Here is a 25,428-nt window from a genome sequence, read left to right on the forward strand (position 1 = left end):
GGCTGATTTTTCGTGAACTGTTGTCGTTCGATTCGGTTTCCGGTAAATTGGTATGACCAATTTACAAAGCCGAGCGCTCAGGGTAAAAGCCCTGCTGGCGGCATGTCAATTTGCTGCCCTGCGACTTTTGTCGAGAGCGTGAGGTGGGACGGTGCGAAGCTGGGGGCGGCGGCGGTACGGGGCTGGCTGCTCCGTACCGTATACGCCGCGCTCTAGAATGCGGCTCGGAGCACGATAGCCAGGGGAGTTCACCCGCATGAGTTTTGGTCAGGTCAAGCAACGCCGTCTGTCGGACGACATCGTCGAGCGGCTGGAGGCGATGATCCTCGAAGGCACCCTCAAGGCCGGGGAACGGCTGCCCGCCGAGCGCGTGTTGGCCGAGCAGTTCGGCGTGTCGCGACCGTCATTGCGCGAGGCAATCCAGAAGCTCGGCGCCAAGGGGCTCCTGGTCAGCCGCCAGGGCGGTGGCAACTATGTCAGCGAAGGGTTGGGCTCGATGTTCAGCGACCCGCTGCTGCACCTGCTGGAGAGCAATCCGGAAGCGCAGCGCGACCTGCTGGAGTTTCGCCACACCCTGGAAGGTTCCTGCGCCTTCTATGCGGCGCAACGTGCCACCGAGGTGGATCACCAGCGGCTGACGCAGGCGTTCGACACCCTGCAGGACTGCTACCAGCGCCACGGCAAGGTCAGTCGGGCGGAGGAGGGCGCGGCCGATGCCGCCTTCCATCTGGCGATTGCCGAAGCCAGCCACAATGCGGTGTTGCTGCACACCATCCGCGGCCTGTTCGACCTGCTCAAGCGCAACGTGGTGACCAACATCGGCGGGATGTACGCGCAGCGCGACGAAACCCGCGAGCAGCTGATGCGTCAGCACCGCGAGTTGTACGAGGCAATTGTGGGCGGGCACGCGGAAGCGGCGCGGGAAATTTCCCAGCGGCACATCGACTACGTGCAGGAAGTGCTGGCCGAGGTGCAGGCGAAGGAGTTGCGCCTGCAACGGGCACAGCGACGCCAGGGCGCGGCGGACGCCTGATCGGCCACGCCCTCGCAGGAGGGCGCGGGAAGGCGCAGAAGGGCTTAGTCGTCCTTGCCGTGACGAATGGCGCGCTGGATTTCCCGGTCGGAGTCACGCTCCTTCTCGGTGCCGCGCTTGTCGTACTCTTTCTTGCCCTTGGCCAGTGCGATCTCGCACTTGATCAGGTGCTTTTTCCAGTACATCGACAGGGCGACGCAGGCATAGCCTTTCTGTTGTACGGCACCGAACAGCTTGCCCAGCTCGCGCTTGTGCAGCAGCAGCTTGCGCGTGCGCACCGGGTCGGCGATGACGTGGGTGCTGGCAGTGGTCAGCGGCGTGATATGGCTGCCCAGCAGCCAGGCTTCGCCATCCTTGAGCAGCACGTAGCTGTCCACCAGCTGCGCCTTGCCGGCGCGCAGGCTTTTCACTTCCCAGCCGGCCAGGGCGACGCCCGCCTCGAAGCGCTGCTCGATGAAGTAGTCGTGCAGAGCCTTCTTGTTCTGCGCGATGGTCCCCGAAGGGTGCTTTTTCTGTTTAGCCATAGGCCGCGCATTATAGGGAGTCGCTCGCCGCGCCGCTATCAGGACAGCGTGCGACGGCATGCAAGCTTGAGGGTGTGTGGCTAATCTCGGACAATGCGCGCTGTTTTTTTGATCGGCGGGCATCGATCGCGGTCAGATGCCCCACAACACAAAGCGAGAAATCTATGAGCACGCATATCCAGCGTTCGGCGCTGCTGCCCTATCCGGCGAAGGCGCTGTACGACCTGGTCAACGATGTGGCGCGCTATCCGGAGTTCCTGCCCTGGTGTTCCGCCTCCACCGTGCTGGAGGAAAGCGAGACCGCCATGCGCGCCGAGCTGACCGTGGCCAAGGGCAGCCTCACCCAGCGCTTCACCACCCGCAACGTGCTGGTGCCGGGGCAGAGCATCGAGATGAATCTCGAGGAAGGCCCGTTCACCCAGCTCCACGGCGTCTGGACCTTCAAGGCCCTGGGTGACAAGGCCTGCAAGATTTCCCTCGACCTGACCTTCGACTACGCCGGCGCTCTGGTGAAAGCCACCTTGGGCCCGCTGTTCACCCAGGCGGCGAACACCATGGTCGACGCCTTCTGCCAACGCGCCAAGCAGCTGCATGGCTGAATCCGCGAGCATCGCCATCGAGGTTGTCTACGCCCTGCCGCACCGGCAGGTCCTGCTGCGCCTCAGCGTTCCGCGCGGCACGCGGGTGCGCGAGGCGGTGCTATTGTCCGGTATTGCCGGGCAGTTTCCCGATCTGGATGTGCAGGGCTGCCCGCTGGGCATCTTCGGCAAGGTGGTAGCCAGGCCCGAGGAGCGGGTGCTGGAAGCGGGCGAGCGGGTGGAAATCTACCGTCCGCTGGTCGCCGATCCCAAGGAAGTGCGCAAGCAGCGCGCGGCCCGAGCCAGGGCGGCGCGCGGTTAGTCCGCCTGCGCTGAAATCGCAGGCAACAAAAAGCCCGGCATTGGCCGGGCTTTTTCGTGGGCGTGAACCCGTTACTGCGGGTTCTTGTCCAGCGGTTCCGGAGTCGGGATCGGCACGGTTTCCACCTGGTCGACTTCCTTCTGGATCTGCTCTTCCACGGAGCCGGGCTTGGCCGGTTCTTCCTTGGGCTGCTCGGGCTGCTGCTGGGTCGGTTGCGCCGGCGTGGTGGTGGCACCGCCTTCCTTGCCGAGGATCGACTCGTCGCGGCTGACGCCGGGCATGAAGTCGCCGTTGAGGCCGATCAGCTGGTCGTTTTCGCCGAAGTACAGGCTCATGCGCTCCTGCTGACGCTGACCGCCGCCGGGCTGGATGCTGTAGAGGTAGTCCCAGCGATTGGGGTGGAAGGTGTCCACCATCAGGGGGTTGCCCATGATAAACCGCACTTGGCGCCGGGTCATTCCGGGCTTCAACTGGTCTATCATGTCCTGCGTTACAACGTTGCCCTGCTGGATGTCGATCTTGTAGACCCCCGGGAACGAGCAACCGGCGAGTGCGGCGAGTCCCAGCCCGAAAGCGAGACTGGTCAGCATGAGCTTGGCGTTTTGCATCAAGGGGTGACTTCCACTATCTTGGCTGAGCGACGAAATCCCGATCATACCTGTATTGAGAGATGCTGCGAAGCATTCCGCGCCGAGAAAGCACACATGGTTGAAAATAGCGAACTGCGCAAAGCCGGACTCAAGGTCACGCTGCCGCGCGTCAAGATCCTCCAGATGCTCGATTCCGCCGAGCAGCGCCACATGAGCGCAGAGGATGTATATAAAGCGCTGATGGAGGCAGGTGAAGACGTCGGTCTGGCGACTGTCTACCGCGTCCTGACCCAGTTCGAAGCCGCCGGCCTGGTGGTGCGCCACAACTTCGATGGCGGCCATGCCGTCTTCGAACTGGCCGACAGCGGTCACCATGACCACATGGTTTGCGTCGATACCGGCGAAGTCATCGAGTTCATGGACTCGGAAATCGAGAAACGCCAGAAGGAGATCGTCAAGGAGCGCGGCTTCGAGCTCGTCGATCACAACCTGGTGCTCTACGTGCGCAAGAAGAAGTAAGCGCACGCAGATGCAAAAGCGGCGACCCTCGGGTCGCCGTTTTCGTTTGTGCGGCTTTTAGATAGGAGCGAGCTTGCTCGCGAACGGAGCTTCCGGCAGAGCCGGAGTTGCACGGTTCGCGAGCAAGCTCGCTCCTACAGGTTTATTTCTCAGCTCTGGACGGCCGAATCGACCATCTTGCGGGCGTGGGCCAGGGATTCCTTGGTCAGATCGACGCCGCCGAGCATGCGGGCAATTTCCTCGATGCGTTCGGCCTTTTTCAGATTGGCCACGGCGGTGCGGGTCTCGCTGGTGTCGCGGTCCTTGTGCACGAACAGGTGCTGGTGGCCCTGGGCCGCGACTTGCGGCAGGTGGGTGACGGTCAGCACCTGCCCGCGATCGCCGAGGCGGCGGAGCAGCTGGCCGACCACTTCGGCGGTGGGGCCGCCGATGCCCACGTCCACTTCGTCGAAGACCAGCGTGGGGATGCGCGAGGTCTGCGCGGTGATTACCTGGATCGCCAGGCTGATACGCGACAGCTCACCCCCCGAGGCAACCTTGGCCAGGCCCTTCAGCGGTTGGCCGGGGTTGGCGCTGACCAGGAATTCCAACTGCTCTAGGCCATTGACCTGCGGCTCGTCCGCCGTGGACTCGCGCAGCTCGATGGCGAAGCGTCCGCCCGGCATGCCCAGCCGCTGCATTTCCACTTCCACGGCCTTGGCCAGCTTCGGTGCGGCGTCCTGGCGGAGACGGCTGAGTTCCGCGGCCTTTTCCTGGTAGTGGCGGGCGTAGGCGGCCAATTCGTCGCCCAGGCGCTCCACGGCTTCGTCGTCGGCGTTCAGTGCCTCCAGTTCGTCCAGCAGGCGCTGTTGCAGGTCCTGCAGTTCATGGGGCTGCACCCGGTGCTTGCGCGCCAGGCTGTAGATGGCGTCCATGCGCTCTTCCAGTTGCTGCAGGCGCATCGGGTCGGCGTCGAAATGATCGACGAAGCGGTTCAGCTCGCCGATGGCCTCTTCGACCTGGATTTGTGCGCTGGACAACAGATTCACCGCTTCACCCAGTGCGGCCGGCTGGCTCTGGAAGGCGGTGAGGCGGTTGAGGCTGGACGTCAGCGCGGACAGCACGTTGCCGGCGTCGCTTTCGCTGCACAGCTCGACCACCTGGCGACAGGCGGCGATCAGGCTGCCGGCGTTGCTCTGGGTCTTGTGTTCGGCTTCCAGCGACTCCAGTTCGTTGTCACCCAGGCCGAGGTTTTCCAGCTCCTCCAGCTGATAGCTGAGCAGTTGGTGGCGGGCTCGCTGTTCTTCGCCGTTGCGCGACAGGCGGTCCAGCTCCTGGCGGGTCTGCTTCCAGCGCTGCGCGGCGAGGTGAACCTGGCGCGCCAGATCCTGGCTGCCGGCGTACTCGTCCAGCAGGCGGCGGTGGGTGTCGGCCTTGAGCAGCGACTGGTGCTCGTGCTGGCTGTGGATATCGATCAGCAGCTCGCCCAGGTGCTTGAGGTCGCCCAGCGGGCAGGGCGAGCCATTGATGTAGGCGCGCGAGCGGCCCTCGGCGGTGATCACCCGGCGCAGGATGCATGGGCCGTCGTGCTCCAGGTCACGCTCGGCGAGCCAGTCGCGGGCCTCGGCAATCGCGCTGACATCGAAGCTGGCGAGAATGTCGGCCTTGTCGGCGCCGGGGCGTACCACGCCGCTGTCGGCGCGGTCGCCCAGGGCGAGGCCGAGGGCGTCGAGCATGATCGACTTGCCGGCGCCGGTTTCGCCGGTGATCACGGTCATGCCGGCGGCGAGCTCGAGATCGAGGTGCTCGACGATGGCGTAGTTGTGCACAGACAGGTGAACCAGCATGGGCGGCGGCTCCGTAGAAATGTCTGGTTATTTATACAGTATTTTTTGCGGCTGGCAATTCTCCCTCGTCGCCTGCCGGCCTGCCTTGAGGTGACAGCCCTTGAAGTGGCGCAAAGGCGCCCCATATACACGGCAGAGCCGCGGACCATTGGGTTCGCCTTGTTTTCAAAGGCTTATTTTCTTTTTAGGAGAGTGGCATGTCTGACGAACAACAGACTCAGGATTCCCAGTTCAACGAGCAGCCGGACACCGGCGCTACCGGGGACCTGAACGCCCGCGTGCTGGAACTGGAAGAACAGGTAGCCGCGGCGAAGGACCAGAGCCTGCGCGCTGTCGCCGAGCTGCAGAACGTCCGCCGCCGTGCCGAGCAGGACGTGGAAAAGGCACACAAGTTCGCCCTGGAGAAGTTCGCCGGCGACCTGCTGCCGATCGTCGATACCCTCGAGCGCGCGCTGGAGATGTCGAACCCGGAAGACGAGGCGATCAAGCCGATGCGTGAAGGCATCGAGCTGACGCTGAAGATGTTCCACGACACCCTCAAGCGCTACAGCCTCGAGCCGGTCGACCCGCACGGCGAGCCGTTCAATCCCGAACACCACCAGGCCATGGCCATGGAAGAGAGCGTGCGTCTCGAGCCGGGCAGCGTGGTCAAGGTGTTCCAGAAGGGCTACCTGCTCAACGGTCGTCTGCTGCGCCCGGCCATGGTCGTGGTCAGCAAGGCGCCGGAACAAACTCCGCCTTCGATCGACGAGAAGGCTTGAAATCCACCACCCGGTCCCCATCTGGGTAATCAACCGAGCCAAAGACCCGCAACAGGGTCAGCGCGGAATCTAATTTCTGGAGAGTGAAATATGGGCAAAATCATTGGTATCGACCTGGGGACCACCAACTCCTGTGTGTCCATCCTGGAGAACGGTAACGTCAAGGTCATCGAGAACGCCGAAGGCGCTCGTACCACCCCGTCGATCATCGGCTACGCCAACGACGGCGAAATCCTGGTTGGCCAGCCGGCGAAGCGCCAGGCCGTGACCAACCCGAAGAACACCCTGTACGCGGTGAAGCGCCTGATCGGTCGTCGCTTCGAAGAAGACGTCGTACAGAAAGACATCAAGATGGTGCCGTACAACATCGTCAAGGCTGACAACGGCGACGCGTGGGTCGAGGCCAAGGGCCAGAAGATGGCTCCGCCGCAGGTCTCCGCCGAAGTCCTGAAGAAGATGAAGAAGACCGCCGAGGACTACCTGGGCGAGCCGGTCACCGAAGCGGTCATCACCGTTCCGGCCTACTTCAACGACAGCCAGCGCCAGGCCACCAAGGACGCCGGCCGTATCGCCGGCCTGGACGTCAAGCGCATCATCAACGAGCCGACCGCGGCTGCGCTGGCCTACGGCCTGGACAAGGCCAAGGGCGACCACACCATCATCGTCTATGACCTGGGCGGCGGCACCTTCGACGTTTCCGTGATCGAGATCGCCGAAGTTGATGGCGAGCACCAGTTCGAAGTACTGGCCACCAACGGTGACACCTTCCTGGGTGGTGAAGACTTCGACCTGCGTCTGATCGACTACCTCGTCGAGGAATTCAAGAAAGAATCCGGCATGGACCTCAAGGGCGACCCGCTGGCCATGCAGCGCCTGAAGGAAGCTGCCGAGAAGGCCAAGATCGAGCTGTCCTCGACCCAGCAGACCGATGTCAACCTGCCGTACGTCACCGCTGACGCCAGCGGCCCGAAACACCTGAACGTCAAGGTTTCCCGCGCCAAGCTGGAATCCCTGGTGGAAGACCTGGTCAGCCGTACCATCGAGCCGTGCCGCGTTGCGCTGAAAGACGCAGGCCTGGACGTGTCGAAGATCGACGAAGTGATCCTGGTCGGCGGCCAGACCCGCATGCCGCTCGTGCAGAAGACCGTTGCCGAGTTCTTCGGCAAGGAAGCGCGCAAGGATGTCAACCCGGACGAAGCCGTTGCCATGGGTGCTGCCATCCAGGGCGCCGTGCTGGCCGGCGACGTGAAGGACGTGCTGCTGCTCGACGTCACCCCGCTGACCCTGGGTATCGAAACCCTCGGTGGCGTGATGACAGCGCTGATCGACAAGAACACCACCATCCCGACCAAGAAGTCCCAGGTGTTCTCCACTGCCGATGACAACCAGGGCGCCGTGACCATCCACGTGCTGCAGGGCGAGCGCAAGCAGGCCGCGCAGAACAAGTCGCTGGGCAAGTTCGACCTGGCCGATATCCCGCCGGCTCCGCGCGGCGTGCCGCAGATCGAAGTGACCTTCGACATCGACGCCAACGGCATCCTGCACGTCGGTGCGAAGGACAAGGCCACCGGCAAGCAGCAGTCCATCGTGATCAAGGCGTCCTCCGGCCTGTCCGAAGACGAGATCCAGCAGATGGTCCGCGACGCCGAGGCGAATGCCGAGGAAGACCGCAAGTTCGAGGAACTGGCCGCTGCCCGCAACCAGGGTGACGCGCTGGTCCACGCGACTCGCAAGATGGTCACCGAGGCTGGCGACAAGGCCACCGCCGAGGAGAAAGCCGCCATCGAGAAAGCGCTCGGCGAGCTGGAAGTTGCCGTGAAGGGCGACGACAAGGCCGAGATCGAGGCGAAGATGAACGCGCTGTCCCAGGCATCCACTCCGCTGGCGCAGAAGATGTACGCCGAACAGCCGCAGCCGGGCGCTGCCGCTCAGGGCGAGGCCGCTGACGACAAGGCGGGCGACGATGTCGTCGACGCCGAGTTCGAAGAGGTCAAGGAGAACAAGTAAGCCGCGTGCAAGCTTGCGCTCCAGCGCACCGACCAGCGGGTCGGTGCGCGTGAAACGTCACGCGGGGGCTTGCTCCCGCGTTGGCGTGTCTGGGGGAGAGGTTTTCAAGGTGCAAAGAATTTATGGCCAAACGTGATTTTTACGAGGTACTGGGTGTCGAGCGCGGCGCCAGCGAAGCGGACCTGAAGAAGGCCTATCGCCGGCTTGCCATGAAGTTCCACCCGGACCGCAACCCCGGCGACAAGGCTGCCGAGGACAAATTCAAGGAGGCCAACGAAGCGTACGAGGTCCTGTCCGACGCCAGTAAGCGCGCGGCCTACGACCAGTACGGCCATGCCGGCGTCGACCCGCAGATGGGCGGCGGCGGTGCGGGCTTCGGCGGCGCGAGCTTCTCGGACATCTTCGGCGATGTCTTCAGCGACTTCTTCGGTGGTGGCGGCGGCCGCGGCGGCTCCCGTGGCGGCCCGGCGCGCGGCGCCGACCTGCGCTACACCCTGGACCTGGACTTGGAAGACGCGGTCCGCGGCACCACTGTGACCATCCGCGTGCCCACCCTGGTGGGCTGCAAGACCTGCAACGGCAGCGGCGCCAAGGCCGGCACCACGCCGGTCACCTGTACCACCTGCGGTGGTATCGGCCAGGTGCGCATGCAGCAGGGCTTCTTCTCGGTGCAGCAGACCTGCCCGCGTTGCCACGGCAGCGGCAAGATGATCACCGACCCCTGTGGTTCCTGCCACGGCCAGGGTCGTGTGGAAGAGCACAAGACCCTGTCGGTGAAAGTCCCGGCGGGCGTCGATACCGGTGATCGCATCCGCCTGACCGGCGAAGGCGAGGCGGGCGCCCACGGCGGCCCGGCGGGCGACCTGTACGTGGTGGTGAACGTGCGCGAGCACGACATCTTCCAGCGCGACGGCAAGCACCTGTACTGCGAAGTGCCGATCAGCTTCGCCGACGCCGCCCTGGGTGGCGAGCTGGAAGTGCCGACCCTGGATGGCCGCGTGAAGCTGAAGATCCCCGAGGGCACCCAGACCGGCAAGCTGTTCCGCCTGCGCGGCAAGGGCGTGGCCCCGGTGCGCGGTGGCGGTGCTGGCGACCTGATGTGCCGTGTCGTCGTGGAAACCCCGGTCAACCTGGACAAGCGTCAGCGCGAGCTGCTCGAAGAGTTCCGCAATACCCTGCAGGGCAACTCTTCCCACTCGCCCAAGGCCAGTGGCTGGTTCGAAGGCATGAAGCGCTTCTTCGACGATCTATGATGCAAGGCCCCGGCGGTGCGAATCGTCCGGGGCTTTTTTAGCTTTGGAGCTGTTTTATATGCGACGTATAGCCGTAATGGGCGCCGCCGGGCGCATGGGCAAGACCCTGATCGAGGCGGTGCAGCAGACCAATGGCAGCGCCGGCCTGACCGCAGCGGTGGACCGTCCGGACAGCACCCTGGTGGGTGCCGATGCCGGCGAGCTGGCGGGCCTGGGGCGTATCGGCGTGCCGCTGTCGGGCGACCTGGCCAAGGTGGTCGACGAGTTCGACGTGCTGATCGATTTCACCCATCCGACCGTGACCCTGAAGAACCTGGAGGTCTGCCGCAAGGCGGGCAAGGCCATGGTCATCGGCACCACCGGTTTCTCCAGTGCGGAGAAGGAACTGCTGAGCGAAGCGGCGAAGGACATCCCGATCGTCTTCGCGGCCAACTACAGTGTCGGCGTGAACCTGTGCCTGAAGCTGCTCGACACCGCCGCCCGCGTGCTGGGTGACGACGTGGATATCGAGATCCTCGAAGCGCACCACCGCCACAAGGTCGACGCGCCGTCCGGCACCGCGCTGCGCATGGGTGAAGTGGTTGCCAATGCACTGGGGCGTGATCTGGAGAAGGTGGCCGTCTACGGTCGTGAAGGCCAGACCGGTGCGCGTCCGCGCGAGACCATCGGCTTCGCCACCGTGCGGGCCGGTGACGTGGTGGGCGACCACACCGTGCTGTTCGCCGCTGACGGCGAGCGCGTGGAAATCACCCACAAGGCCTCGAGCCGCATGACCTTCGCTCGTGGCGCCGTGCGTGCCGCGCAGTGGCTGGAAGGGCAGGCCAACGGCCTGTACGACATGCAGGATGTGCTCGGCCTTCGCTGAGAGGCATAGCCGTACGTCGTGCAAAAGGTGGACCATGATGTCGCTTTTCTGTAAACTACAGCTTTAGTGTGTCCACTAAAAGCAGCGCAGCATGATCACATAAAAAGCGGGATGACTTCTTCTGATGTCATCCCGCTTTTTTACAATCTGCGCACGCCCAGCCAGGCTTGAACTACGGGAGGTCTTCTTGACTAAGCCAGCCATACTTGCACTTGCCGACGGCAGCGTTTTTCGCGGTGAAGCCATCGGCGCCGACGGGCAGACCGTCGGAGAGGTGGTGTTCAACACCGCCATGACCGGCTACCAGGAAATCCTCACCGATCCTTCCTACGCCCAACAGATCGTCACCCTGACCTACCCGCACATCGGCAACACCGGCACCACGCCCGAGGACGCCGAATCGAACAAGGTCTGGGCCGCCGGCCTGATCATTCGTGACCTGCCGCTGCTCTCCAGCAGCTGGCGCGACAAGCAGTCCCTGCCGGACTACCTGAAAGCCAACGGTACCGTTGCCATCGCCGGCATCGACACCCGCCGCCTGACCCGCATCCTGCGCGAGAAGGGTTCGCAGAACGGCTGCATCCTCGCTGGCGATGATGCCACCGAGGAAAAAGCCCTCGAACTGGCGCGCGGCTTCCCGGGCTTGAAAGGCATGGACCTGGCCAAAGTCGTTTCCTCCACCGAGCGCTACGAATGGCGTTCCAGCGTGTGGAGCCTGGAAACCGACAGCCACCCGGAAATCGCCGCCGCCGACCTGCCGTACCACGTGGTCGCCTACGATTTCGGCGTGAAGCTGAACATTCTGCGCATGCTGGTGGCACGCGGCTGCCGCCTGACCGTGGTGCCGGCACAGACCCCGGCCAGCGAAGTGCTTGCCCTGAACCCGGACGGCATCTTCCTCTCCAACGGCCCCGGCGACCCCGAGCCGTGCGACTACGCCATCCAGGCCATCCGGGAGTTCCTCGATACCGAGATCCCGGTCTTCGGCATCTGCCTCGGTCACCAGCTGCTGGCCCTGGCGTCCGGCGCCAAGACCCTGAAGATGGGGCACGGCCACCACGGTGCCAACCACCCGGTGCAGGACCTGGATTCGGGCGTGGTGATGATCACCAGCCAGAACCACGGTTTCGCCGTGGACGAGGCGAGCATGCCGGCCAACCTGCGCGCGACCCACAAGTCGCTGTTCGATGGCACCCTGCAGGGCATCGAGCGCACCGACAAGGTGGCCTTCAGCTTCCAGGGTCACCCGGAAGCCAGCCCCGGCCCGCACGACGTGGCTCCGCTGTTCGACCGCTTCATCGCGGCGATGGCCGAGCGCCGCTGAGTTCGGCCTGGTGCGAACTGGACGCAAGAGGTAGAAGAAGATGATGCCGACCCTCGGAATCACCGACCTGTGGACCTACGTCCTGGGTACGTTGTTCATCGTCCTGCTGCCGGGGCCGAACTCGCTGTTCGTCCTCGCCACCGCCGCCCAGCGCGGCGTGGCCTCGGGCTATCGGGCGGCGAGCGCGGTGTTCCTGGGCGATGCGATCCTGATGTTCCTCTCGGCGCTGGGTATCGCCTCGGTCCTCAAGGCCGAGCCCATGCTGTTCCTGGGCCTGAAATACGTTGGCGCCGCGTACCTGTTCTACCTGGGTATCGGCATGCTCCGCGGTGGTTGGCAGAAGCTGCGCCACCCGCTGGAGGCGGCCGCCGCGCCGGCCAAGGAAGTGGACGTCAATCAGCCGTTCCGCAAGGCGCTGCTGTTGAGCCTGTCCAACCCCAAGGCGATCCTCTTCTTCATTTCCTTCTTCATCCAATTCGTCGACCCGGGTTACGCCTACCCCGGCCTGTCGTTCCTGGTGCTGGGCGCGATCCTCGAGATCATCAGCGCCCTGTACCTGAGTTTCCTGATTTTCTCCGGTGTGCGTCTGGCGGCCTGGTTCCGTCGGCGGCAACGGCTGGCTGCCGGCGCCTCGAGTGGCGTCGGCGCCCTGTTCGTCGGCTTTGGCGTGAAGCTGGCCAGCGCAACCCTTTCCTGAATATTGCAACGAGAGTCCCATGCCCAAGCGTACAGACATCAAGAGCATCCTGATCCTCGGCGCCGGCCCGATCGTCATCGGCCAGGCCTGCGAGTTCGACTACTCCGGCGCACAGGCCTGCAAGGCCCTGAAGGAAGAAGGCTTCCGTGTCATCCTGGTGAACTCCAACCCGGCCACCATCATGACCGACCCGGCCATGGCCGACGCCACCTACATCGAGCCGATCAAGTGGCAGACCGTCGCCAAGATCATCGAGAAGGAGCGCCCTGACGCGCTGCTGCCGACCATGGGTGGCCAGACTGCCCTGAACTGCGCCCTTGACCTGGAGCGCCACGGCGTGCTCGAGCAGTTCGGCGTGGAAATGATCGGTGCCAACGCCGACACCATCGACAAGGCCGAAGACCGTTCGCGCTTCGACAAGGCCATGCGCGACATCGGCCTGGCCTGCCCGCGCTCGGGTATCGCCCACACCATGGAAGAAGCCTACGGCGTGCTGGAGAAGGTCGGCTTCCCGTGCATCATCCGTCCGTCCTTCACCATGGGCGGCACCGGCGGCGGCATCGCCTACAACCGCGAAGAATTCGAAGAAATCTGCGCCCGTGGCCTGGACCTGTCGCCGACCAACGAGCTGCTGATCGACGAATCGCTGATCGGCTGGAAGGAATACGAGATGGAGGTGGTCCGCGACAAGAAGGACAACTGCATCATCGTCTGCTCCATCGAGAACTTCGACCCGATGGGTGTGCACACCGGTGACTCGATCACCGTCGCTCCGGCACAGACCCTGACCGACAAGGAATACCAGATCATGCGCAACGCCTCGCTGGCGGTGCTGCGTGAGATCGGCGTGGAAACCGGCGGTTCCAACGTGCAATTCGGCATCTGCCCGAACACCGGCCGCATGGTCGTGATCGAGATGAACCCGCGCGTGTCGCGTTCCTCGGCGCTGGCCTCCAAGGCCACCGGCTTCCCGATCGCCAAGATCGCTGCCAAGCTGGCCGTCGGCTACACCCTCGATGAGCTGCAGAACGACATCACCGGCGGTCGCACCCCGGCCTCCTTCGAGCCGGCGATCGACTACGTCGTCACCAAGATCCCGCGTTTCGCCTTCGAGAAATTCCCGAAAGCCGACGCCCGCCTGACCACCCAGATGAAGTCCGTGGGTGAAGTCATGGCCATCGGCCGCACCTTCCAGGAGTCCGTGCAGAAAGCCCTGCGCGGCCTGGAAGTGGGCGCCACCGGTTTCGATCCGAAGCTGGACCTGAACGATCCGGAAGCCGACGGCATCCTCAAGCGCGAGCTGACCGTGCCCAATGCCGACCGCATCTGGTACGTCGCCGACGCCTTCCGTGCCGGCAAGAGCATCGCCGAAGTCTTCGACCTGACCCGCATCGACGAGTGGTTCCTGGTGCAGATCGAAGACCTGGTCAAGGACGAGGAGCGCGTCAAGACCCTGGGTCTGTCCGCCATCGACCGCGACCTGATGTACAAGCTCAAGCGCAAGGGCTTCTCCGACGCCCGCCTGGCCAAGCTGCTCGGCGTGACCGAGAAGAACCTGCGCAGCCATCGCCAGAAGCTCAAGGTGCTGCCGGTGTACAAGCGCGTGGACACCTGCGCCGCCGAGTTCGCCACCGACACCGCCTACATGTACTCGACCTACGAGGAAGAGTGCGAGGCCAACCCGTCGACCCGCGACAAGATCATGATCCTGGGCGGCGGTCCGAACCGCATCGGCCAGGGCATCGAGTTCGACTACTGCTGCGTACACGCCGCACTGGCCATGCGTGAAGACGGTTACGAGACCATCATGGTCAACTGCAACCCGGAAACCGTCTCCACCGACTACGACACCTCCGATCGCCTGTACTTCGAGCCGGTGACTCTGGAAGACGTACTGGAGATCGTCCGCGTCGAGCAGCCCAAGGGCGTGATCGTGCAGTACGGCGGCCAGACCCCGCTGAAACTCTGCCGCGCGCTGGAAGAGGCCGGCGTGCCGATCATCGGCACCAGCCCCGACGCCATCGACCGCGCCGAAGACCGCGAGCGCTTCCAGCAGATGGTCCAGCGCCTGAACCTGCGCCAGCCGGCCAACGCCACCGCGCGCAGCGAAGACCAGGCCCTGGAGCTGTCGAAGAACATCGGCTACCCGATGGTGGTGCGCCCGTCCTACGTACTGGGCGGTCGCGCGATGGAAATCGTCTACCAGGAAGAAGAGCTCAAGCGCTACATGCGCGAGGCCGTGAAGGTTTCCAACGACAGCCCGGTGCTGCTGGACCGCTTCCTCAACTGCGCCATCGAAGTCGACATCGATGCGGTGTGCGACGGCGAGACCGTGGTAATCGGCGCGATCATGCAGCACATCGAACAGGCCGGCGTGCACTCCGGTGACTCCGCCTGCTCGCTGCCGCCGTACTCGCTGCCGCAGCACATCCAGGACGAGATCCGCGAACAGGTCAAGAAGATGGCCCTGGAGCTCGGCGTGGTCGGCCTGATGAACGTGCAGATGGCCGTGCAGGGCGAAGACATCTACGTGATCGAGGTCAACCCGCGCGCCTCGCGTACCGTGCCCTTCGTTTCCAAGTGCATCGGCGAATCCCTGGCCAAGGTTGCGGCCCGCGTCATGGCTGGCAAATCCCTGGCCGAAGTCGGCTTCACCCAGGAGGTGATCCCGCCGTACTATAGCGTCAAGGAAGCGGTGTTCCCGTTCGCCAAGTTCCCCGGCGTCGACCCGATCCTCGGCCCAGAGATGAAATCCACCGGCGAGGTAATGGGGGTCGGCGACAGCTTCGGTGAGGCATTCGCCAAGGCCCAGCTGGGCGCCAGCGAAATCCTGCCGAACGCCGGTTGCGCCTTCATCAGCGTCCGCGAGGACGACAAGCCGCAAGCCGTCCAGGTCGCTCGCGATCTGGTCGCGCTGGGCTTCGAGGTGGTTGCCACTGCCGGTACCGCCAAGGTGATCGAAGCGGCCGGCCTGCCGGTGCGTCGCGTGAACAAGGTGACCGAGGGCCGTCCTCACGTGGTCGACATGATTAAGAATGACGAAGTCACCCTGATCATCAACACCACCGAAGGCCGCCAGTCCATCGCTGACTCGTACTCCATCCGTCGTAACGCCCTGCAGCACAAGATCTACTGCACCACCACCATCGCGGCGGGTCAGGCGATCTGTGAGGCGCTCAAGTTCGGTCCCGAGAAGACCGTTCGCCGTCTGCAGGATCTCCATGCAGGAATCAACGCATGAGCAAATTCCCAATGACCGTCCAGGGCGCCCGCGCCCTGGAAGAAGAACTGAAATACCTGAAGACCGTTCTGCGCCCGCAGATCACACAGGCCATCGCGGAGGCGCGTGAGCTGGGCGACCTCAAGGAAAACGCCGAGTACCATGCGGCCCGCGAACAGCAGGGCATGTCCGAGGCGCGTATCCGCGACATCGAGGCCAAGCTGTCCAACGCGCAGATCATCGACGTGACCACCATTCCGCACACCGGCAAGGTGATCTTCGGCACCACCGTGGATATCGCCAACGTCGAGACCGACGAGACGGTGACCTACCAGATCGTCGGCGACGACGAGGCGGACATCAAGAACAGCAAGATCTCGGTCAACTCGCCGATCGCCCGCGCGCTGATCGGCAAGACCGAAGGCGATGCCGTGCTGGTGAAGACCCCGGGCGGCGACGTCGAGTACGAGATCGTTGAAGTCCGCCACGCCTGATCGGCAATCCCTCAACGCAGGCACCGTCAGTTGGCTGCTGGCCCAGACATTCTGGGTCGGCGGCCTGTGGCTGCTTCAGTTCGTGGTTCTGCCGGCACTGGACAAGATCGGCCTGGCGCCGCTGCTGGTGGAATCCGTGGCCGACGCGCTGAAGCCGTTGCTGCTGGCTTTCGCGGCGTTCTGCGTGCTGCTCCAGGCCCTGGTGCTCTGGCAGGCGCGCGGCGCCGCTGCCTTCCTCCGGGAAACGCGAGGGCAGTTGCTGCTCACCGTGCTGGTGATGGCGGCGGCCTATTTTGTGGTGCGCCAGGTCGCGCCGGACGCTCAGCGCTGGCTGCTGTTCAACTACCTGGTGGTGGCGCTGTGCGGTCTGCTGCTGGTGCTGCAACCGGCGCCGGGACGGGGCGAGCGGAATTGACGCGGCGGAGCCTTGCCGGCTCCGCGCTGCCGGGCTTGACTGTCAGAGGCCGCTGTAGCGGCTGATGTTCGACAGGTTCTTGTTCGGCTTGGGATTGCGGCGATAGATCAGCGCCATCTTGCCGATGACCTGGATCAGTTCGCAGCTGCCGCTCTGGCAGAGTTCGTCGATCAGCGCGCGACGGTCGTCGCGTTCGGCGATGCGGAACTGCACCTTGATCAGTTCGTGATCGTTCAGAGCACGCTCAAGCTCGGCCATCACGCCTTCCGACAGACCGTTTTCAGCAACGGTCAATACGGGTTTCAGGTGATGCCCGATAGATTTGAACTGCTTTTTCTGCTCCTGAGAGAGCGCCATAATCTGACCCCTGGGAAAAAAGGCGGATATTCTACCCGAGTTTCGGTTATACCGGGATGCCGCTCAGACGAGGTAATACGTGGCCCGTTCCAAGACTAGCCATCGCTGGCTGAAAGAACATTTCGACGATCCGTACGTGAAGATGGCACAGCGCGACGGCTATCGCTCGCGCGCCAGCTACAAGCTGCTGGAAATCCAGGAGAAGGATCGCATCCTGCGCCCCGGCATGACCGTGGTCGACCTCGGCGCAGCGCCAGGCGGCTGGTCGCAGGTCACCAGTCGGGTGATTGGCGACAAGGGTACGCTGATCGCCTCGGACATCCTGCCGATGGACAGCATCCCGGACGTCACCTTCATCCAGGGCGACTTCACCGAGGACGAGGTCTTCGAGCAGTTGCTCGCGGCCATCGGAGAAAATCCGGTAGACCTTGTGATTTCCGATATGGCCCCCAATATGAGTGGATTGCCCGCTGTGGACATGCCCCGCGCAATGTTCCTCTGCGAGCTGGCCCTGGACCTGTGCACCCGTGTGCTGCGTCCGGGCGGTGATTTCCTGATCAAGATTTTCCAGGGTGAGGGTTTCGACGCTTACCACAAGCAGGTTCGCGAGAACTTCGAGAAGGTACAGATGCGCAAGCCGCTGTCCTCCCGCGACCGTTCGCGCGAGCAGTATCTGCTCGCACGCGGGTTTCGCGGCGCCTAGACTGGAATGAATGGGCAGGCTGTTGGTCTACGCCTTGCAGGTTTTGCTTGTACCGGTGAAGGCCGGGGTTCATAAAGGGTTACAGACGGCGCCTGCCGGGCGGCGGGCGTTGTGTAGTAATTTTGGCCGGAAGGAGTCTGGCCGTCGTGAGAAGCGGTTTCCAGGGCGGAGCCGGCTTCAGAGGGTAGTCAATTGAACGACATGGCAAAGAACCTGATTCTGTGGCTGATCATCGCGGCGGTACTCGTCACCGTGATGAACAACTTCTCCAGCCCGAGCGAGCCGCAGACGCTCAACTATTCCGACTTCATCCAACAGGTGAAAGACGGCAAGGTCGAGCGCGTAACCGTCGACGGCTATGTCATCACCGGCAAGCGCCAGGATGGTGACACCTTCAAGACCATCCGCCCGGCGATCCAGGACAACGGCCTGATCGGCGACCTGGTCAACAACAACGTGGTCGTCGAAGGCAAGCAGCCCGAGCAGCAGAGCATCTGGACTCAGCTGCTGGTCGCCAGCTTCCCGATCCTGGTGATCATCGCGGTGTTCATGTTCTTCATGCGCCAGATGCAGGGCGGCGGCGGTGGCCGCGGCGGCCCGATGAGCTTCGGCAAGAGCAAGGCGCGCCTGTTGTCGGAAGACCAGGTGAAGACCACCTTCGCCGACGTCGCCGGTTGCGACGAGGCCAAGGAAGAAGTCAGCGAGCTGGTGGAATTCCTCCGCGATCCGGGCAAGTTCCAGCGCCTGGGCGGCCGTATTCCGCGCGGCGTGCTGATGGTCGGCCCCCCCGGTACCGGCAAGACCCTGCTCGCCAAGGCGATCGCCGGCGAAGCCAAGGTGCCGTTCTTCACCATTTCCGGTTCGGACTTCGTGGAAATGTTCGTCGGCGTGGGCGCCTCGCGCGTTCGCGACATGTTCGACCAGGCCAAGAAGCACGCACCGTGCATCATCTTCATCGACGAGATCGACGCCGTCGGCCGCCATCGTGGCGCCGGTCTCGGTGGCGGTCACGACGAGCGTGAACAGACCCTTAACCAGTTGCTGGTGGAGATGGACGGCTTCGAGATGAATGACGGCATCATCGTCATCGCCGCGACCAACCGTCCGGACGTGCTCGACCCCGCGCTGCTGCGTCCGGGGCGCTTCGACCGCCAGGTGGTGGTCGGCCTGCCGGATATCCGCGGCCGCGAGCAGATCCTGAAAGTGCACATGCGCAAGGTGCCGCTGGGCGACAACGTCGATCCGGCCGTCATCGCGCGCGGTACTCCGGGTTTCTCCGGTGCCGACCTGGCCAACCTGGTCAACGAGGCCTCGCTGTTCGCCGCCCGCGCCAACAAGCGCATCGTCGACATGCGTGAGTTCGAGCTGGCCAAGGACAAGATCATGATGGGCGCCGAGCGCAAGACCATGGTCATGTCCGAGAAAGAGAAGAAGAACACCGCGTTCCACGAAGCCGGCCACGCCATCGTCGGCCGTCTGGTGCCGGAACACGACCCGGTCTACAAGGTTTCGATCATTCCGCGCGGTCGCGCCCTGGGCGTGACCATGTTCCTGCCGGAAGAGGATCGCTACAGCCTGTCCAAGCGCGCCCTGGAAAGCCAGATCTGCTCCCTGTTCGGTGGCCGTATCGCCGAGGAGATGACCTTGGGCTTCGAAGGCGTGACCACCGGTGCCTCCAACGACATCATGCGGGCCACTCAGCTGGCGCGGAACATGGTGACCAAGTGGGGCCTGTCGGAGAAGCTCGGTCCGCTGATGTATGCGGAGGAGGAGGGTGAGGTGTTCCTCGGTCGCAGCGCCGGCAGCCAGCACGCCAATGTGTCGGGCGAGACCGCGAAGCTGATCGACCAGGAAGTGCGCCGCATCATCGATGACTGCTACGGCACCGCCAAGCGCCTGCTGGAAGAGAATCGCGACAAGCTCGACATGATGGCCGACGCGCTGATGAAGTACGAAACCATCGATGCCGATCAGATCGACGACATCATGGCCGGCCGTACGCCGCGTGAGCCGCGCGACTGGCAGGGCGGCAACTCGGGTTCTTCCGGCAATGCCGCCGCGCCGCGCGACGAAGGCCGCCAGGAAAATCCGATTGGCGGACCTGCCGGCGAACACTGAGAGCACTGAATGAGTTCGTTGTACCACCCGACCCGGTTGCCTTGCGGCAACCGGGTTCTTGATTTGAGCCGCCCGCATGTCATGGGCATCCTCAATGTCACCCCTGATTCCTTCTCCGACGGCGGGCGCTTCAATCAGCGCGATGCCGCGTTGCGCCATGCGGCACAGATGGTCGCCGCAGGCGCCACGCTGATCGATATCGGCGGCGAGTCGACCCGACCCGGCGCGCGTGTGGTTTCGCCCACCGAGGAGCTCGAGCGGGTGGCGCCGGTCGTCGAGGCAATTGCCCGCGAGCTGGATGTGGTGATCTCCGTGGATACCTCCACCCCGGCCGTCATGCGCGAAACCGCGCGTCTGGGCGCCGGACTGATCAATGATGTGCGCGCACTGCAGCGCGATGGCGCCCTGGATGCGGCAGTCGATACCGGTCTGCCCGTATGCCTGATGCACATGCGTGGCGAGCCGGGGAACATGCAGGACGACCCGCGCTATGCCGATATTCTTCAGGAGGTCCGTGGCTTCCTCGAGGAACGCATCGCTGCGTGCGAAGCCGTGGGCATTGCCCGCGAACGCATCGTCATCGATCCTGGCTTCGGTTTTGCCAAGACCCAGAGCCACAACCTCAATCTGTTCCGGCAGATGGATCGGTTGCTGGAAATGGGCTGCCCGTTACTGGTCGGCGTCTCGCGCAAGAGCATGATTGGCCGGGCGCTCGGCCGTGAAGTGGGCGAGCGTCTGTATGGCAGTCTGGCCCTGGCTGCCCTGGCGGTTGCCAAGGGAGCCAGCATTATCCGCGTCCACGATGTCGCCGAGACCGTGGATGTGGTTCGAATGATTTACGCAGTGGAAAGTGCAAAGGAAGAGGGGATGCCCGCATGAGCAGGAAGTATTTCGGTACCGATGGAATCCGCGGTCGTGTCGGCACGCCGCCGATCACGCCCGACTTCGTGCTCAAGCTGGGCTGGGCGGTGGGGATGGCCTTCCGTCAGCAGGGCAAGTGCCGCGTCCTGGTGGGCAAGGACACGCGGATTTCCGGCTACATGTTCGAATCCGCGCTGGAGGCGGGCCTCTCGGCCGCAGGCGCCGACGTGATGCTGCTCGGCCCCATGCCGACTCCCGGTATCGCCTACCTCACCCGTACCTTCCATGCCGAAGCGGGCATCGTCATCAGTGCGTCGCACAACCCGCATGACGACAACGGCATCAAGTTCTTCTCCGGCCAGGGCACCAAGCTGCCCGACGAGGTCGAGTTGATCATCGAGGAACTGCTCGACGCGCCGATGACCGTGGTCGAGTCCGCTCGCCTGGGCAAGGTCTCGCGCATCAACGACGCCGCCGGCCGCTACATCGAGTTCTGCAAGAGCAGTGTGCCGTCCAACACCAGCTTCGCCGGCCTGCGCATTGCGCTGGATTGCGCCCACGGCGCGACCTACAAGATCGCTCCCAACGTCTTCCGCGAGCTGGGCGCCGAGGTTTTCGTCATCGGTGCCGAGCCCAATGGCCTGAACATCAACGACAAGTGCGGCTCCACTCACATGGGGGCGCTTCAGGAGGCCGTGCTGGCCCAGCACGCGGACATCGGCATTGCTTTCGACGGTGACGGCGACCGGGTGATGATGGTCGATCACACCGGGACCATCGTCGATGGCGACGAGATCCTCTACCTCATCGCGCGCGACATGCTGGATCGCGGCAAGCTGCACGGCGGTGTGGTCGGAACGCTGATGAGCAACCTGGGCCTGGAGCTGGCGCTGCAGGAGCTCAACATCCCGTTCGTGCGCGCCAAGGTAGGCGACCGCTACGTGATGTCCGAATTGCAGTCGCGTAACTGGCAGCTGGGTGGTGAGAACTCCGGCCACGTGGTCTGCTGCCAGCACACCACCACCGGTGATGCGATCATTGCCGCACTGCAGGTGCTGATGGCGCTCAAGACCCGCGGCCAGAACCTGGCCGAGGCTCGCATGGGCGTTCGCAAGTGCCCGCAGGTGCTGATCAACGTGCGCTTTGCCGGCGGCGGGGTCGATCCGCTGGAGCACCCGGCGGTGAAGGACGCCTGCGCGAAGGTGACCGAGGAAATGGGCGGCCGCGGCCGCGTCCTGCTGCGCAAGTCCGGTACCGAGCCGCTGGTACGGGTGATGGTCGAAGGGGATGAGGAAGCCCGCGTGCGTGCCTATGCCGAACAATTGGCAAAGGTCGTTACCGAGGTATGTGCTTGATTTCTCTTGTCAGTTCCAAAAGCGTCGAGTAATATCTGCGCCCACTTTGCTCAGCGAGGTACAGCATGCGTCGACCCTTGGTGGCCGGTAATTGGAAAATGCACGGTACCCGCTCCAGCGTAACGGAGCTGATCAAAGGCCTGCGTCAACTGGCTCTTCCCACGGGTGTCGATGTGGCGGTGTTCCCGCCCTGTCTGTACATCAACCAGGTCGTACAAGGTCTGGATGGAAAGGCGGTTGCCGTCGGTGCGCAGAATTGCGCGGTTGAGCCGATGCAGGGAGCCCTCACGGGCGAGGTCGCAGCCAGCCAGTTGGCAGATGCGAGCTGTTCCCTGGTGCTGGTCGGTCACTCCGAGCGTCGCCTGATCCTGGGTGAAAACGATGGAGTGATCAGCCGCAAGTTTGCAGCGGCTCAGTCGTGTGGCCTGGTTCCGATCCTGTGCGTGGGTGAGACTCGCGAACAGCGTGAGGCGGGCAAGACGCTTGAAGTCGTCGGGCGCCAGTTGGGCTCGGTGATCGAAGATCTGGGTGTCGGGGCTTTCTCCCGCGCCGTTGTGGCTTACGAGCCGGTGTGGGCGATTGGGACGGGGCTGACCGCTTCTCCCGAGCAGGCCCAGGAAGTACATGCGGCGATTCGCGCGCAGATCTCGGCGGAAAACGCAGAGGTGGCCCGCGGTCTTCGTCTCCTGTATGGCGGCAGTGTCAAGGCCGCCAACGCTGTCGAACTTTTCGGCATGCCGGATATCGATGGGGGGCTCATTGGTGGAGCTTCCCTGAATGCAGATGAGTTCGGTGCGATCTGTCGCGCCGCAGGAAACTGAAGATGCTGGAAACAGTTGTAATCGTGATTCACCTGCTGATGGCGCTGGGTCTGGTTGTGCTGGTCCTGCTTCAGCAAGGCAAGGGTGCCGACGCCGGTGCGTCGTTCGGTGCAGGTGCTTCGGCCACCGTTTTCGGTAGCCAAGGTTCTGCTACCTTCCTGAGCCGCTTTACTGCTATACTCGCTGCAGTTTTTTTCATTACCAGCTTGGGTTTAGCGTATTTTGCTAAAGAAAAAGCTGATATGATTCGTCACGCTGGGCTTCCTGATCCGGCAGTGATGGAGCAGAAGCAGGAACAGGCTCCGGCAGCTAGCGACGTGCCGGGCGCGCAAGGGCAACCTCAAGCCCCAGCAGGCGGTAACGGCGACGTTCCGGCGGCTCCTGAACAGAAGTAAGCAGGCAAGAGTTTTTGCCGAGGTGGTGGAATTGGTAGACACGCTACCTTGAGGTGGTAGTGGCCATAGGCTGTAGGGGTTCGAGTCCCCTCCTCGGTACCATATACGAAAAGGCCCGCAGTGCGGGCCTTGTCGTTTCGGAGTTTCGGTTGACCTTGAAGGGGCTCAACCGTATAATTTCGCACCAGCTTTGACGCGGGATGGAGCAGTCTGGTAGCTCGTCGGGCTCATAACCCGAAGGTCGTAGGTTCAAATCCTGCTCCCGCAACCAGTTTGGCAGAGCCCCTTTTCAGGGGCTTTTTGCTAGCTGGACAGTCCGCGCCGCCATGTCAGGGCGGTCCTTAAGGGATGGGCGTTTCGCCCATTTTTTGTTTCTACAGCATACGCGAGGCGATCAGGTGTCGAGCAAGCTAGAACAGTTGCAGGCCTTGTTGGCCCCTGTAGTAGAAGCGCTCGGCTATGAGTGCTGGGGCCTGGAGTTCATTTCCCAAGGTCGCCATTCCCTGCTCCGGGTATATATCGATCGTCCGGAAGGCATCCTGATCGATGACTGCGAAGTCGTCAGTCGTCAGGTCAGCGGCATCCTGGACGTGGAAGACCCGATCAGTGGCGAGTACACCCTGGAGGTGTCGTCGCCCGGTATGGATCGGCCGCTCTTCACGCTCGAGCAGTTCGCCCGCTATGTCGGCGAGCAGGTGAAGATCAAGCTGCGTACGCCCTTCGAACGGCGTCGCAATTTCCAGGGCATTCTCCGTGGTGTGGAGGAGCAGGATGTGGTGGTCCTGGTGGACGACCATGAATACCTGCTGCCGGTCGACTCGATCGACAAGGCCAACATCATTCCCCGATTTGAGTGAGCCGCCAGAGCGCGGATTCCAATGGATTGAAAGGCGAGGCGTACGATGAGCAAAGAAGTACTGCTGGTTGTTGAGTCGGTATCCAACGAAAAGGGTGTACCGCCTGGCGTGATTTTCGAAGCGCTGGAGCTGGCCCTGGCGACCGCGACCAAAAAGCGTTTCGAGGACGAGGTTGACCTGCGCGTGGAAATCAACCGCGCCAACGGCAACTACGAAACTTTCCGTCGCTGGACCATCGTCGAGGACGAGGACTACTCCAACCCGGCGTCGGAACTGACCGTCGAAGACGTGCAGGAACAGCACCCCGGCATGAAGGCCGGCGAGGTCATCGAAGAGAAGATCGAGTCCATCGAGTTCGGCCGCATCGCCGCACAGACCGCCAAGCAGGTCATCGTGCAGAAAGTCCGCGAAGCCGAGCGCGCTCAGGTGGTCGACGCCTACCGCGAGAAGGTCAACGAGATCATCTCCGGCACCGTCAAGAAGGTCACCCGTGACAACGTGATCGTCGACCTGGGCAACAACGCCGAAGCGCTGCTGGCCCGCGACCAGATCATCCCGCGTGAAACCTTCCGCGTCGGCACCCGCGTGCGTGCCCTGCTGAAGGAAATCCGCAGCGAGAACCGTGGCCCTCAGCTGATCCTGTCGCGCACCGCGCCGGAAATGCTGATCGAGCTGTTCCGCATCGAAGTACCGGAAATCGCCGAGCAACTGATCGACGTGATGGCCGCTGCCCGTGACCCGGGTTCGCGCGCCAAGATCGCCGTTCGCTCCAAGGACAAGCGTATCGACCCGCAGGGCGCCTGCATCGGTATGCGTGGTTCCCGCGTCCAGGCCGTCTCCGGCGAACTGGGCGGCGAGCGTGTGGATATCGTCCTGTGGGACGACAACCCCGCGCAGTTCGTGATCAACGCCATGGCTCCGGCCGAAGTGGCGGCGATCATCGTCGACGAAGATACCCACACCATGGATATCGCCGTTGCCGAGGACAACCTGGCCCAGGCCATTGGCCGCAGTGGCCAGAACGTCCGTCTGGCCAGCCAGCTCACCGGCTGGACCCTGAACGTGATGACCGAGGCCGATATCCAGGCCAAACAGCAGGCTGAAACTGGCGACATCCTGCAGCGCTTCGTCGACGAGCTGGATGTCGATGAAGAACTCGCCCAGGTTCTGGTGGAAGAAGGTTTCACCACCCTGGAAGAGATCGCCTACGTACCGATGGAAGAGATGCTCAGCATCGACGGCTTCGACGAGGAAATCGTCAACGAGCTGCGCTCGCGTGCCAAGGACCGCCTGCTGACCAAAGCCATCGCCACTGAAGAGAAACTCGCCGACGCACAACCTGCCGAAGACCTGCTCAGCCTCGATGGCATGACCAAAGAGCTGGCCGTGGACCTGGCGCTGCGTGGCGTAACCACCCGTGAAGATCTTGCCGAGCAATCCATTGACGATCTGCTCGACATCGACGGCATGGACGAAGAGCGTGCCGGCAAGTTGATCATGGCCGCCCGGGCCCATTGGTTCGAGTAAGCATTC

At 63.5% G+C, this 25,428-nt stretch carries 25 protein-coding genes and 2 tRNA genes; 23 read left to right on the forward strand and 4 right to left on the reverse strand.

Annotated features, from left to right (window positions below; genetic code table 11):
* Nucleotides 1–256 precede the first annotated feature (256 nt).
* The gene (locus ACNFIA_RS29180) at nucleotides 257–1,033 is read left to right on the forward strand and encodes an FCD domain-containing protein (protein WP_259757424.1); all 777 of its coding nucleotides are present in this window, start codon (nucleotides 257–259) and stop codon (nucleotides 1,031–1,033) included.
* Nucleotides 1,034–1,077: 44 nt separating this feature from the next.
* Here the strand turns inward: ACNFIA_RS29180 and smpB are convergent, their stop codons facing one another.
* Nucleotides 1,078–1,557, reverse strand: coding sequence for an SsrA-binding protein SmpB (smpB, locus tag ACNFIA_RS29185; protein WP_017518965.1), 480 nt, complete (start codon nucleotides 1,555–1,557; stop codon nucleotides 1,078–1,080).
* A gap of 164 nt (nucleotides 1,558–1,721) precedes the next feature.
* On the opposite strand from smpB, the gene ACNFIA_RS29190 reads away from it, so the two are divergent.
* Nucleotides 1,722–2,156 carry a type II toxin-antitoxin system RatA family toxin gene (locus ACNFIA_RS29190; RefSeq protein ID WP_259757423.1) on the forward strand — a complete coding sequence of 145 codons (435 nt, stop codon included), beginning with the start codon at nucleotides 1,722–1,724 and terminating at the stop codon, nucleotides 2,154–2,156.
* On the forward strand, nucleotides 2,149–2,457 hold the full coding sequence (locus ACNFIA_RS29195) for an RnfH family protein (RefSeq protein WP_416790561.1): 309 nt from the start codon (nucleotides 2,149–2,151) through the stop codon (nucleotides 2,455–2,457). Before ACNFIA_RS29190 ends, ACNFIA_RS29195 begins: the two co-directional genes overlap by 8 nt.
* A 71-nt stretch (nucleotides 2,458–2,528) precedes the next feature.
* On the opposite strand, the gene ACNFIA_RS29200 is transcribed toward ACNFIA_RS29195, so the two are convergent.
* Complete coding sequence (locus ACNFIA_RS29200; RefSeq protein WP_259757420.1) at nucleotides 2,529–3,065, reverse strand: outer membrane protein assembly factor BamE; 537 nt, start codon at nucleotides 3,063–3,065, stop codon at nucleotides 2,529–2,531.
* Between the two features lie 96 nt (nucleotides 3,066–3,161).
* Between ACNFIA_RS29200 and fur the strand changes: the two genes are divergently transcribed.
* Nucleotides 3,162–3,566, forward strand: a complete 405-nt coding sequence (gene fur, locus ACNFIA_RS29205) for a ferric iron uptake transcriptional regulator (RefSeq protein WP_009613072.1) — start codon at nucleotides 3,162–3,164, stop codon at nucleotides 3,564–3,566.
* A gap of 149 nt (nucleotides 3,567–3,715) precedes the next feature.
* On the opposite strand, the gene recN is transcribed toward fur, so the two are convergent.
* The gene (recN, locus tag ACNFIA_RS29210; protein ID WP_259757419.1) at nucleotides 3,716–5,392 is read right to left on the reverse strand and encodes a DNA repair protein RecN; all 1,677 of its coding nucleotides are present in this window, start codon (nucleotides 5,390–5,392) and stop codon (nucleotides 3,716–3,718) included.
* A gap of 197 nt (nucleotides 5,393–5,589) precedes the next feature.
* Between recN and grpE the strand changes: the two genes are divergently transcribed.
* From grpE to ACNFIA_RS29255, 9 genes are all read left to right on the forward strand, one after another.
* On the forward strand, nucleotides 5,590–6,153 hold the full coding sequence (gene grpE / locus ACNFIA_RS29215) for a nucleotide exchange factor GrpE (protein ID WP_259757418.1): 564 nt from the start codon (nucleotides 5,590–5,592) through the stop codon (nucleotides 6,151–6,153).
* A gap of 90 nt (nucleotides 6,154–6,243) precedes the next feature.
* Nucleotides 6,244–8,160 carry a molecular chaperone DnaK gene (dnaK, locus tag ACNFIA_RS29220; RefSeq protein ID WP_259757417.1) on the forward strand — a complete coding sequence of 639 codons (1,917 nt, stop codon included), beginning with the start codon at nucleotides 6,244–6,246 and terminating at the stop codon, nucleotides 8,158–8,160.
* A gap of 122 nt (nucleotides 8,161–8,282) precedes the next feature.
* Nucleotides 8,283–9,413 carry a molecular chaperone DnaJ gene (dnaJ, locus tag ACNFIA_RS29225; protein ID WP_416790564.1) on the forward strand — a complete coding sequence of 377 codons (1,131 nt, stop codon included), beginning with the start codon at nucleotides 8,283–8,285 and terminating at the stop codon, nucleotides 9,411–9,413.
* A gap of 58 nt (nucleotides 9,414–9,471) precedes the next feature.
* Entirely contained in the window at nucleotides 9,472–10,278 is an 807-nt protein-coding gene (gene dapB / locus ACNFIA_RS29230) for a 4-hydroxy-tetrahydrodipicolinate reductase (RefSeq protein ID WP_416790566.1), read from the forward strand.
* A gap of 187 nt (nucleotides 10,279–10,465) precedes the next feature.
* Nucleotides 10,466–11,602, forward strand: coding sequence for a glutamine-hydrolyzing carbamoyl-phosphate synthase small subunit (carA, locus tag ACNFIA_RS29235; protein WP_416790568.1), 1,137 nt, complete (start codon nucleotides 10,466–10,468; stop codon nucleotides 11,600–11,602).
* A gap of 43 nt (nucleotides 11,603–11,645) precedes the next feature.
* Nucleotides 11,646–12,299 (forward strand): leucine efflux protein LeuE, encoded by a 654-nt coding sequence (gene leuE / locus ACNFIA_RS29240; protein ID WP_416790629.1) that lies wholly within the window; start codon nucleotides 11,646–11,648, stop codon nucleotides 12,297–12,299.
* Nucleotides 12,300–12,318: 19 nt separating this feature from the next.
* On the forward strand, nucleotides 12,319–15,540 hold the full coding sequence (gene carB, locus ACNFIA_RS29245) for a carbamoyl-phosphate synthase large subunit (protein ID WP_416790570.1): 3,222 nt from the start codon (nucleotides 12,319–12,321) through the stop codon (nucleotides 15,538–15,540).
* Complete coding sequence (greA, locus tag ACNFIA_RS29250; RefSeq protein WP_259757412.1) at nucleotides 15,537–16,013, forward strand: transcription elongation factor GreA; 477 nt, start codon at nucleotides 15,537–15,539, stop codon at nucleotides 16,011–16,013. Before carB ends, greA begins: the two co-directional genes overlap by 4 nt.
* The gene (locus ACNFIA_RS29255; RefSeq protein WP_416790572.1) at nucleotides 15,994–16,428 is read left to right on the forward strand and encodes a DUF4149 domain-containing protein; all 435 of its coding nucleotides are present in this window, start codon (nucleotides 15,994–15,996) and stop codon (nucleotides 16,426–16,428) included. Before greA ends, ACNFIA_RS29255 begins: the two co-directional genes overlap by 20 nt.
* A gap of 42 nt (nucleotides 16,429–16,470) precedes the next feature.
* Here the strand turns inward: ACNFIA_RS29255 and ACNFIA_RS29260 are convergent, their stop codons facing one another.
* Entirely contained in the window at nucleotides 16,471–16,785 is a 315-nt protein-coding gene (locus ACNFIA_RS29260) for a YhbY family RNA-binding protein (RefSeq protein WP_259757410.1), read from the reverse strand.
* Between the two features lie 79 nt (nucleotides 16,786–16,864).
* Between ACNFIA_RS29260 and rlmE the strand changes: the two genes are divergently transcribed.
* The 10 genes from rlmE (at nucleotide 16,865) to nusA (ending at nucleotide 25,422) form a co-directional block, all read left to right on the forward strand.
* Nucleotides 16,865–17,488, forward strand: coding sequence for a 23S rRNA (uridine(2552)-2'-O)-methyltransferase RlmE (gene rlmE, locus ACNFIA_RS29265; RefSeq protein ID WP_259757409.1), 624 nt, complete (start codon nucleotides 16,865–16,867; stop codon nucleotides 17,486–17,488).
* 201 nt (nucleotides 17,489–17,689) lie between these two features.
* Nucleotides 17,690–19,606 (forward strand): ATP-dependent zinc metalloprotease FtsH, encoded by a 1,917-nt coding sequence (ftsH, locus tag ACNFIA_RS29270; protein ID WP_259759471.1) that lies wholly within the window; start codon nucleotides 17,690–17,692, stop codon nucleotides 19,604–19,606.
* 9 nt (nucleotides 19,607–19,615) lie between these two features.
* Nucleotides 19,616–20,485: a dihydropteroate synthase gene (gene folP / locus ACNFIA_RS29275; RefSeq protein WP_416790576.1), complete on the forward strand. Its 870-nt coding sequence runs from the start codon at nucleotides 19,616–19,618 to the stop codon at nucleotides 20,483–20,485.
* Nucleotides 20,482–21,822: a phosphoglucosamine mutase gene (glmM, locus tag ACNFIA_RS29280; RefSeq protein ID WP_259757407.1), complete on the forward strand. Its 1,341-nt coding sequence runs from the start codon at nucleotides 20,482–20,484 to the stop codon at nucleotides 21,820–21,822. The genes folP and glmM overlap by 4 nt, the downstream gene beginning before the upstream one ends.
* A 65-nt stretch (nucleotides 21,823–21,887) precedes the next feature.
* Complete coding sequence (gene tpiA / locus ACNFIA_RS29285; RefSeq protein ID WP_416790578.1) at nucleotides 21,888–22,643, forward strand: triose-phosphate isomerase; 756 nt, start codon at nucleotides 21,888–21,890, stop codon at nucleotides 22,641–22,643.
* 2 nt (nucleotides 22,644–22,645) lie between these two features.
* Entirely contained in the window at nucleotides 22,646–23,038 is a 393-nt protein-coding gene (gene secG, locus ACNFIA_RS29290; RefSeq protein ID WP_024765320.1) for a preprotein translocase subunit SecG, read from the forward strand.
* Nucleotides 23,039–23,054: 16 nt separating this feature from the next.
* Nucleotides 23,055–23,140: transfer RNA gene (locus ACNFIA_RS29295), tRNA-Leu, on the forward strand.
* Nucleotides 23,141–23,232: 92 nt separating this feature from the next.
* Nucleotides 23,233–23,309: transfer RNA gene (locus ACNFIA_RS29300), tRNA-Met, on the forward strand.
* A 127-nt stretch (nucleotides 23,310–23,436) separates the two neighbouring features.
* Nucleotides 23,437–23,895 carry a ribosome maturation factor RimP gene (gene rimP, locus ACNFIA_RS29305; protein ID WP_259757405.1) on the forward strand — a complete coding sequence of 153 codons (459 nt, stop codon included), beginning with the start codon at nucleotides 23,437–23,439 and terminating at the stop codon, nucleotides 23,893–23,895.
* Between the two features lie 45 nt (nucleotides 23,896–23,940).
* Nucleotides 23,941–25,422: a transcription termination factor NusA gene (nusA, locus tag ACNFIA_RS29310; RefSeq protein WP_416790581.1), complete on the forward strand. Its 1,482-nt coding sequence runs from the start codon at nucleotides 23,941–23,943 to the stop codon at nucleotides 25,420–25,422.
* Nucleotides 25,423–25,428: the final 6 nt, after the last annotated feature.

The sequence above is a fragment of the Pseudomonas sp. NY15437 genome (assembly GCF_048068435.1).
GTDB lineage: Bacteria > Pseudomonadota > Gammaproteobacteria > Pseudomonadales > Pseudomonadaceae > Pseudomonas > Pseudomonas nitroreducens_B.

What these genes read in the sequence shown, in the direction of transcription:
- ACNFIA_RS29180 (WP_259757424.1), top strand. Translation starts at nt 257, where the DNA reads ATGAGTTTTGGTCAGGTCAAGCAACGCCGTCTGTCGGACGACATCGTC.
- smpB (WP_017518965.1), bottom strand. Translation starts at nt 1,557, where the DNA reads ATGGCTAAACAGAAAAAGCACCCTTCGGGGACCATCGCGCAGAACAAG.
- ACNFIA_RS29190 (WP_259757423.1), top strand. Translation starts at nt 1,722, where the DNA reads ATGAGCACGCATATCCAGCGTTCGGCGCTGCTGCCCTATCCGGCGAAG.
- ACNFIA_RS29195 (WP_416790561.1), top strand. Translation starts at nt 2,149, where the DNA reads ATGGCTGAATCCGCGAGCATCGCCATCGAGGTTGTCTACGCCCTGCCG.
- ACNFIA_RS29200 (WP_259757420.1), bottom strand. Translation starts at nt 3,065, where the DNA reads ATGCAAAACGCCAAGCTCATGCTGACCAGTCTCGCTTTCGGGCTGGGA.
- fur (WP_009613072.1), top strand. Translation starts at nt 3,162, where the DNA reads ATGGTTGAAAATAGCGAACTGCGCAAAGCCGGACTCAAGGTCACGCTG.
- recN (WP_259757419.1), bottom strand. Translation starts at nt 5,392, where the DNA reads ATGCTGGTTCACCTGTCTGTGCACAACTACGCCATCGTCGAGCACCTC.
- grpE (WP_259757418.1), top strand. Translation starts at nt 5,590, where the DNA reads ATGTCTGACGAACAACAGACTCAGGATTCCCAGTTCAACGAGCAGCCG.
- dnaK (WP_259757417.1), top strand. Translation starts at nt 6,244, where the DNA reads ATGGGCAAAATCATTGGTATCGACCTGGGGACCACCAACTCCTGTGTG.
- dnaJ (WP_416790564.1), top strand. Translation starts at nt 8,283, where the DNA reads ATGGCCAAACGTGATTTTTACGAGGTACTGGGTGTCGAGCGCGGCGCC.
- dapB (WP_416790566.1), top strand. Translation starts at nt 9,472, where the DNA reads ATGCGACGTATAGCCGTAATGGGCGCCGCCGGGCGCATGGGCAAGACC.
- leuE (WP_416790629.1), top strand. Translation starts at nt 11,646, where the DNA reads ATGCCGACCCTCGGAATCACCGACCTGTGGACCTACGTCCTGGGTACG.
- carB (WP_416790570.1), top strand. Translation starts at nt 12,319, where the DNA reads ATGCCCAAGCGTACAGACATCAAGAGCATCCTGATCCTCGGCGCCGGC.
- greA (WP_259757412.1), top strand. Translation starts at nt 15,537, where the DNA reads ATGAGCAAATTCCCAATGACCGTCCAGGGCGCCCGCGCCCTGGAAGAA.
- ACNFIA_RS29260 (WP_259757410.1), bottom strand. Translation starts at nt 16,785, where the DNA reads ATGGCGCTCTCTCAGGAGCAGAAAAAGCAGTTCAAATCTATCGGGCAT.
- ftsH (WP_259759471.1), top strand. Translation starts at nt 17,690, where the DNA reads ATGGCAAAGAACCTGATTCTGTGGCTGATCATCGCGGCGGTACTCGTC.
- folP (WP_416790576.1), top strand. Translation starts at nt 19,616, where the DNA reads ATGAGTTCGTTGTACCACCCGACCCGGTTGCCTTGCGGCAACCGGGTT.
- glmM (WP_259757407.1), top strand. Translation starts at nt 20,482, where the DNA reads ATGAGCAGGAAGTATTTCGGTACCGATGGAATCCGCGGTCGTGTCGGC.
- tpiA (WP_416790578.1), top strand. Translation starts at nt 21,888, where the DNA reads ATGCGTCGACCCTTGGTGGCCGGTAATTGGAAAATGCACGGTACCCGC.
- secG (WP_024765320.1), top strand. Translation starts at nt 22,646, where the DNA reads ATGCTGGAAACAGTTGTAATCGTGATTCACCTGCTGATGGCGCTGGGT.
- nusA (WP_416790581.1), top strand. Translation starts at nt 23,941, where the DNA reads ATGAGCAAAGAAGTACTGCTGGTTGTTGAGTCGGTATCCAACGAAAAG.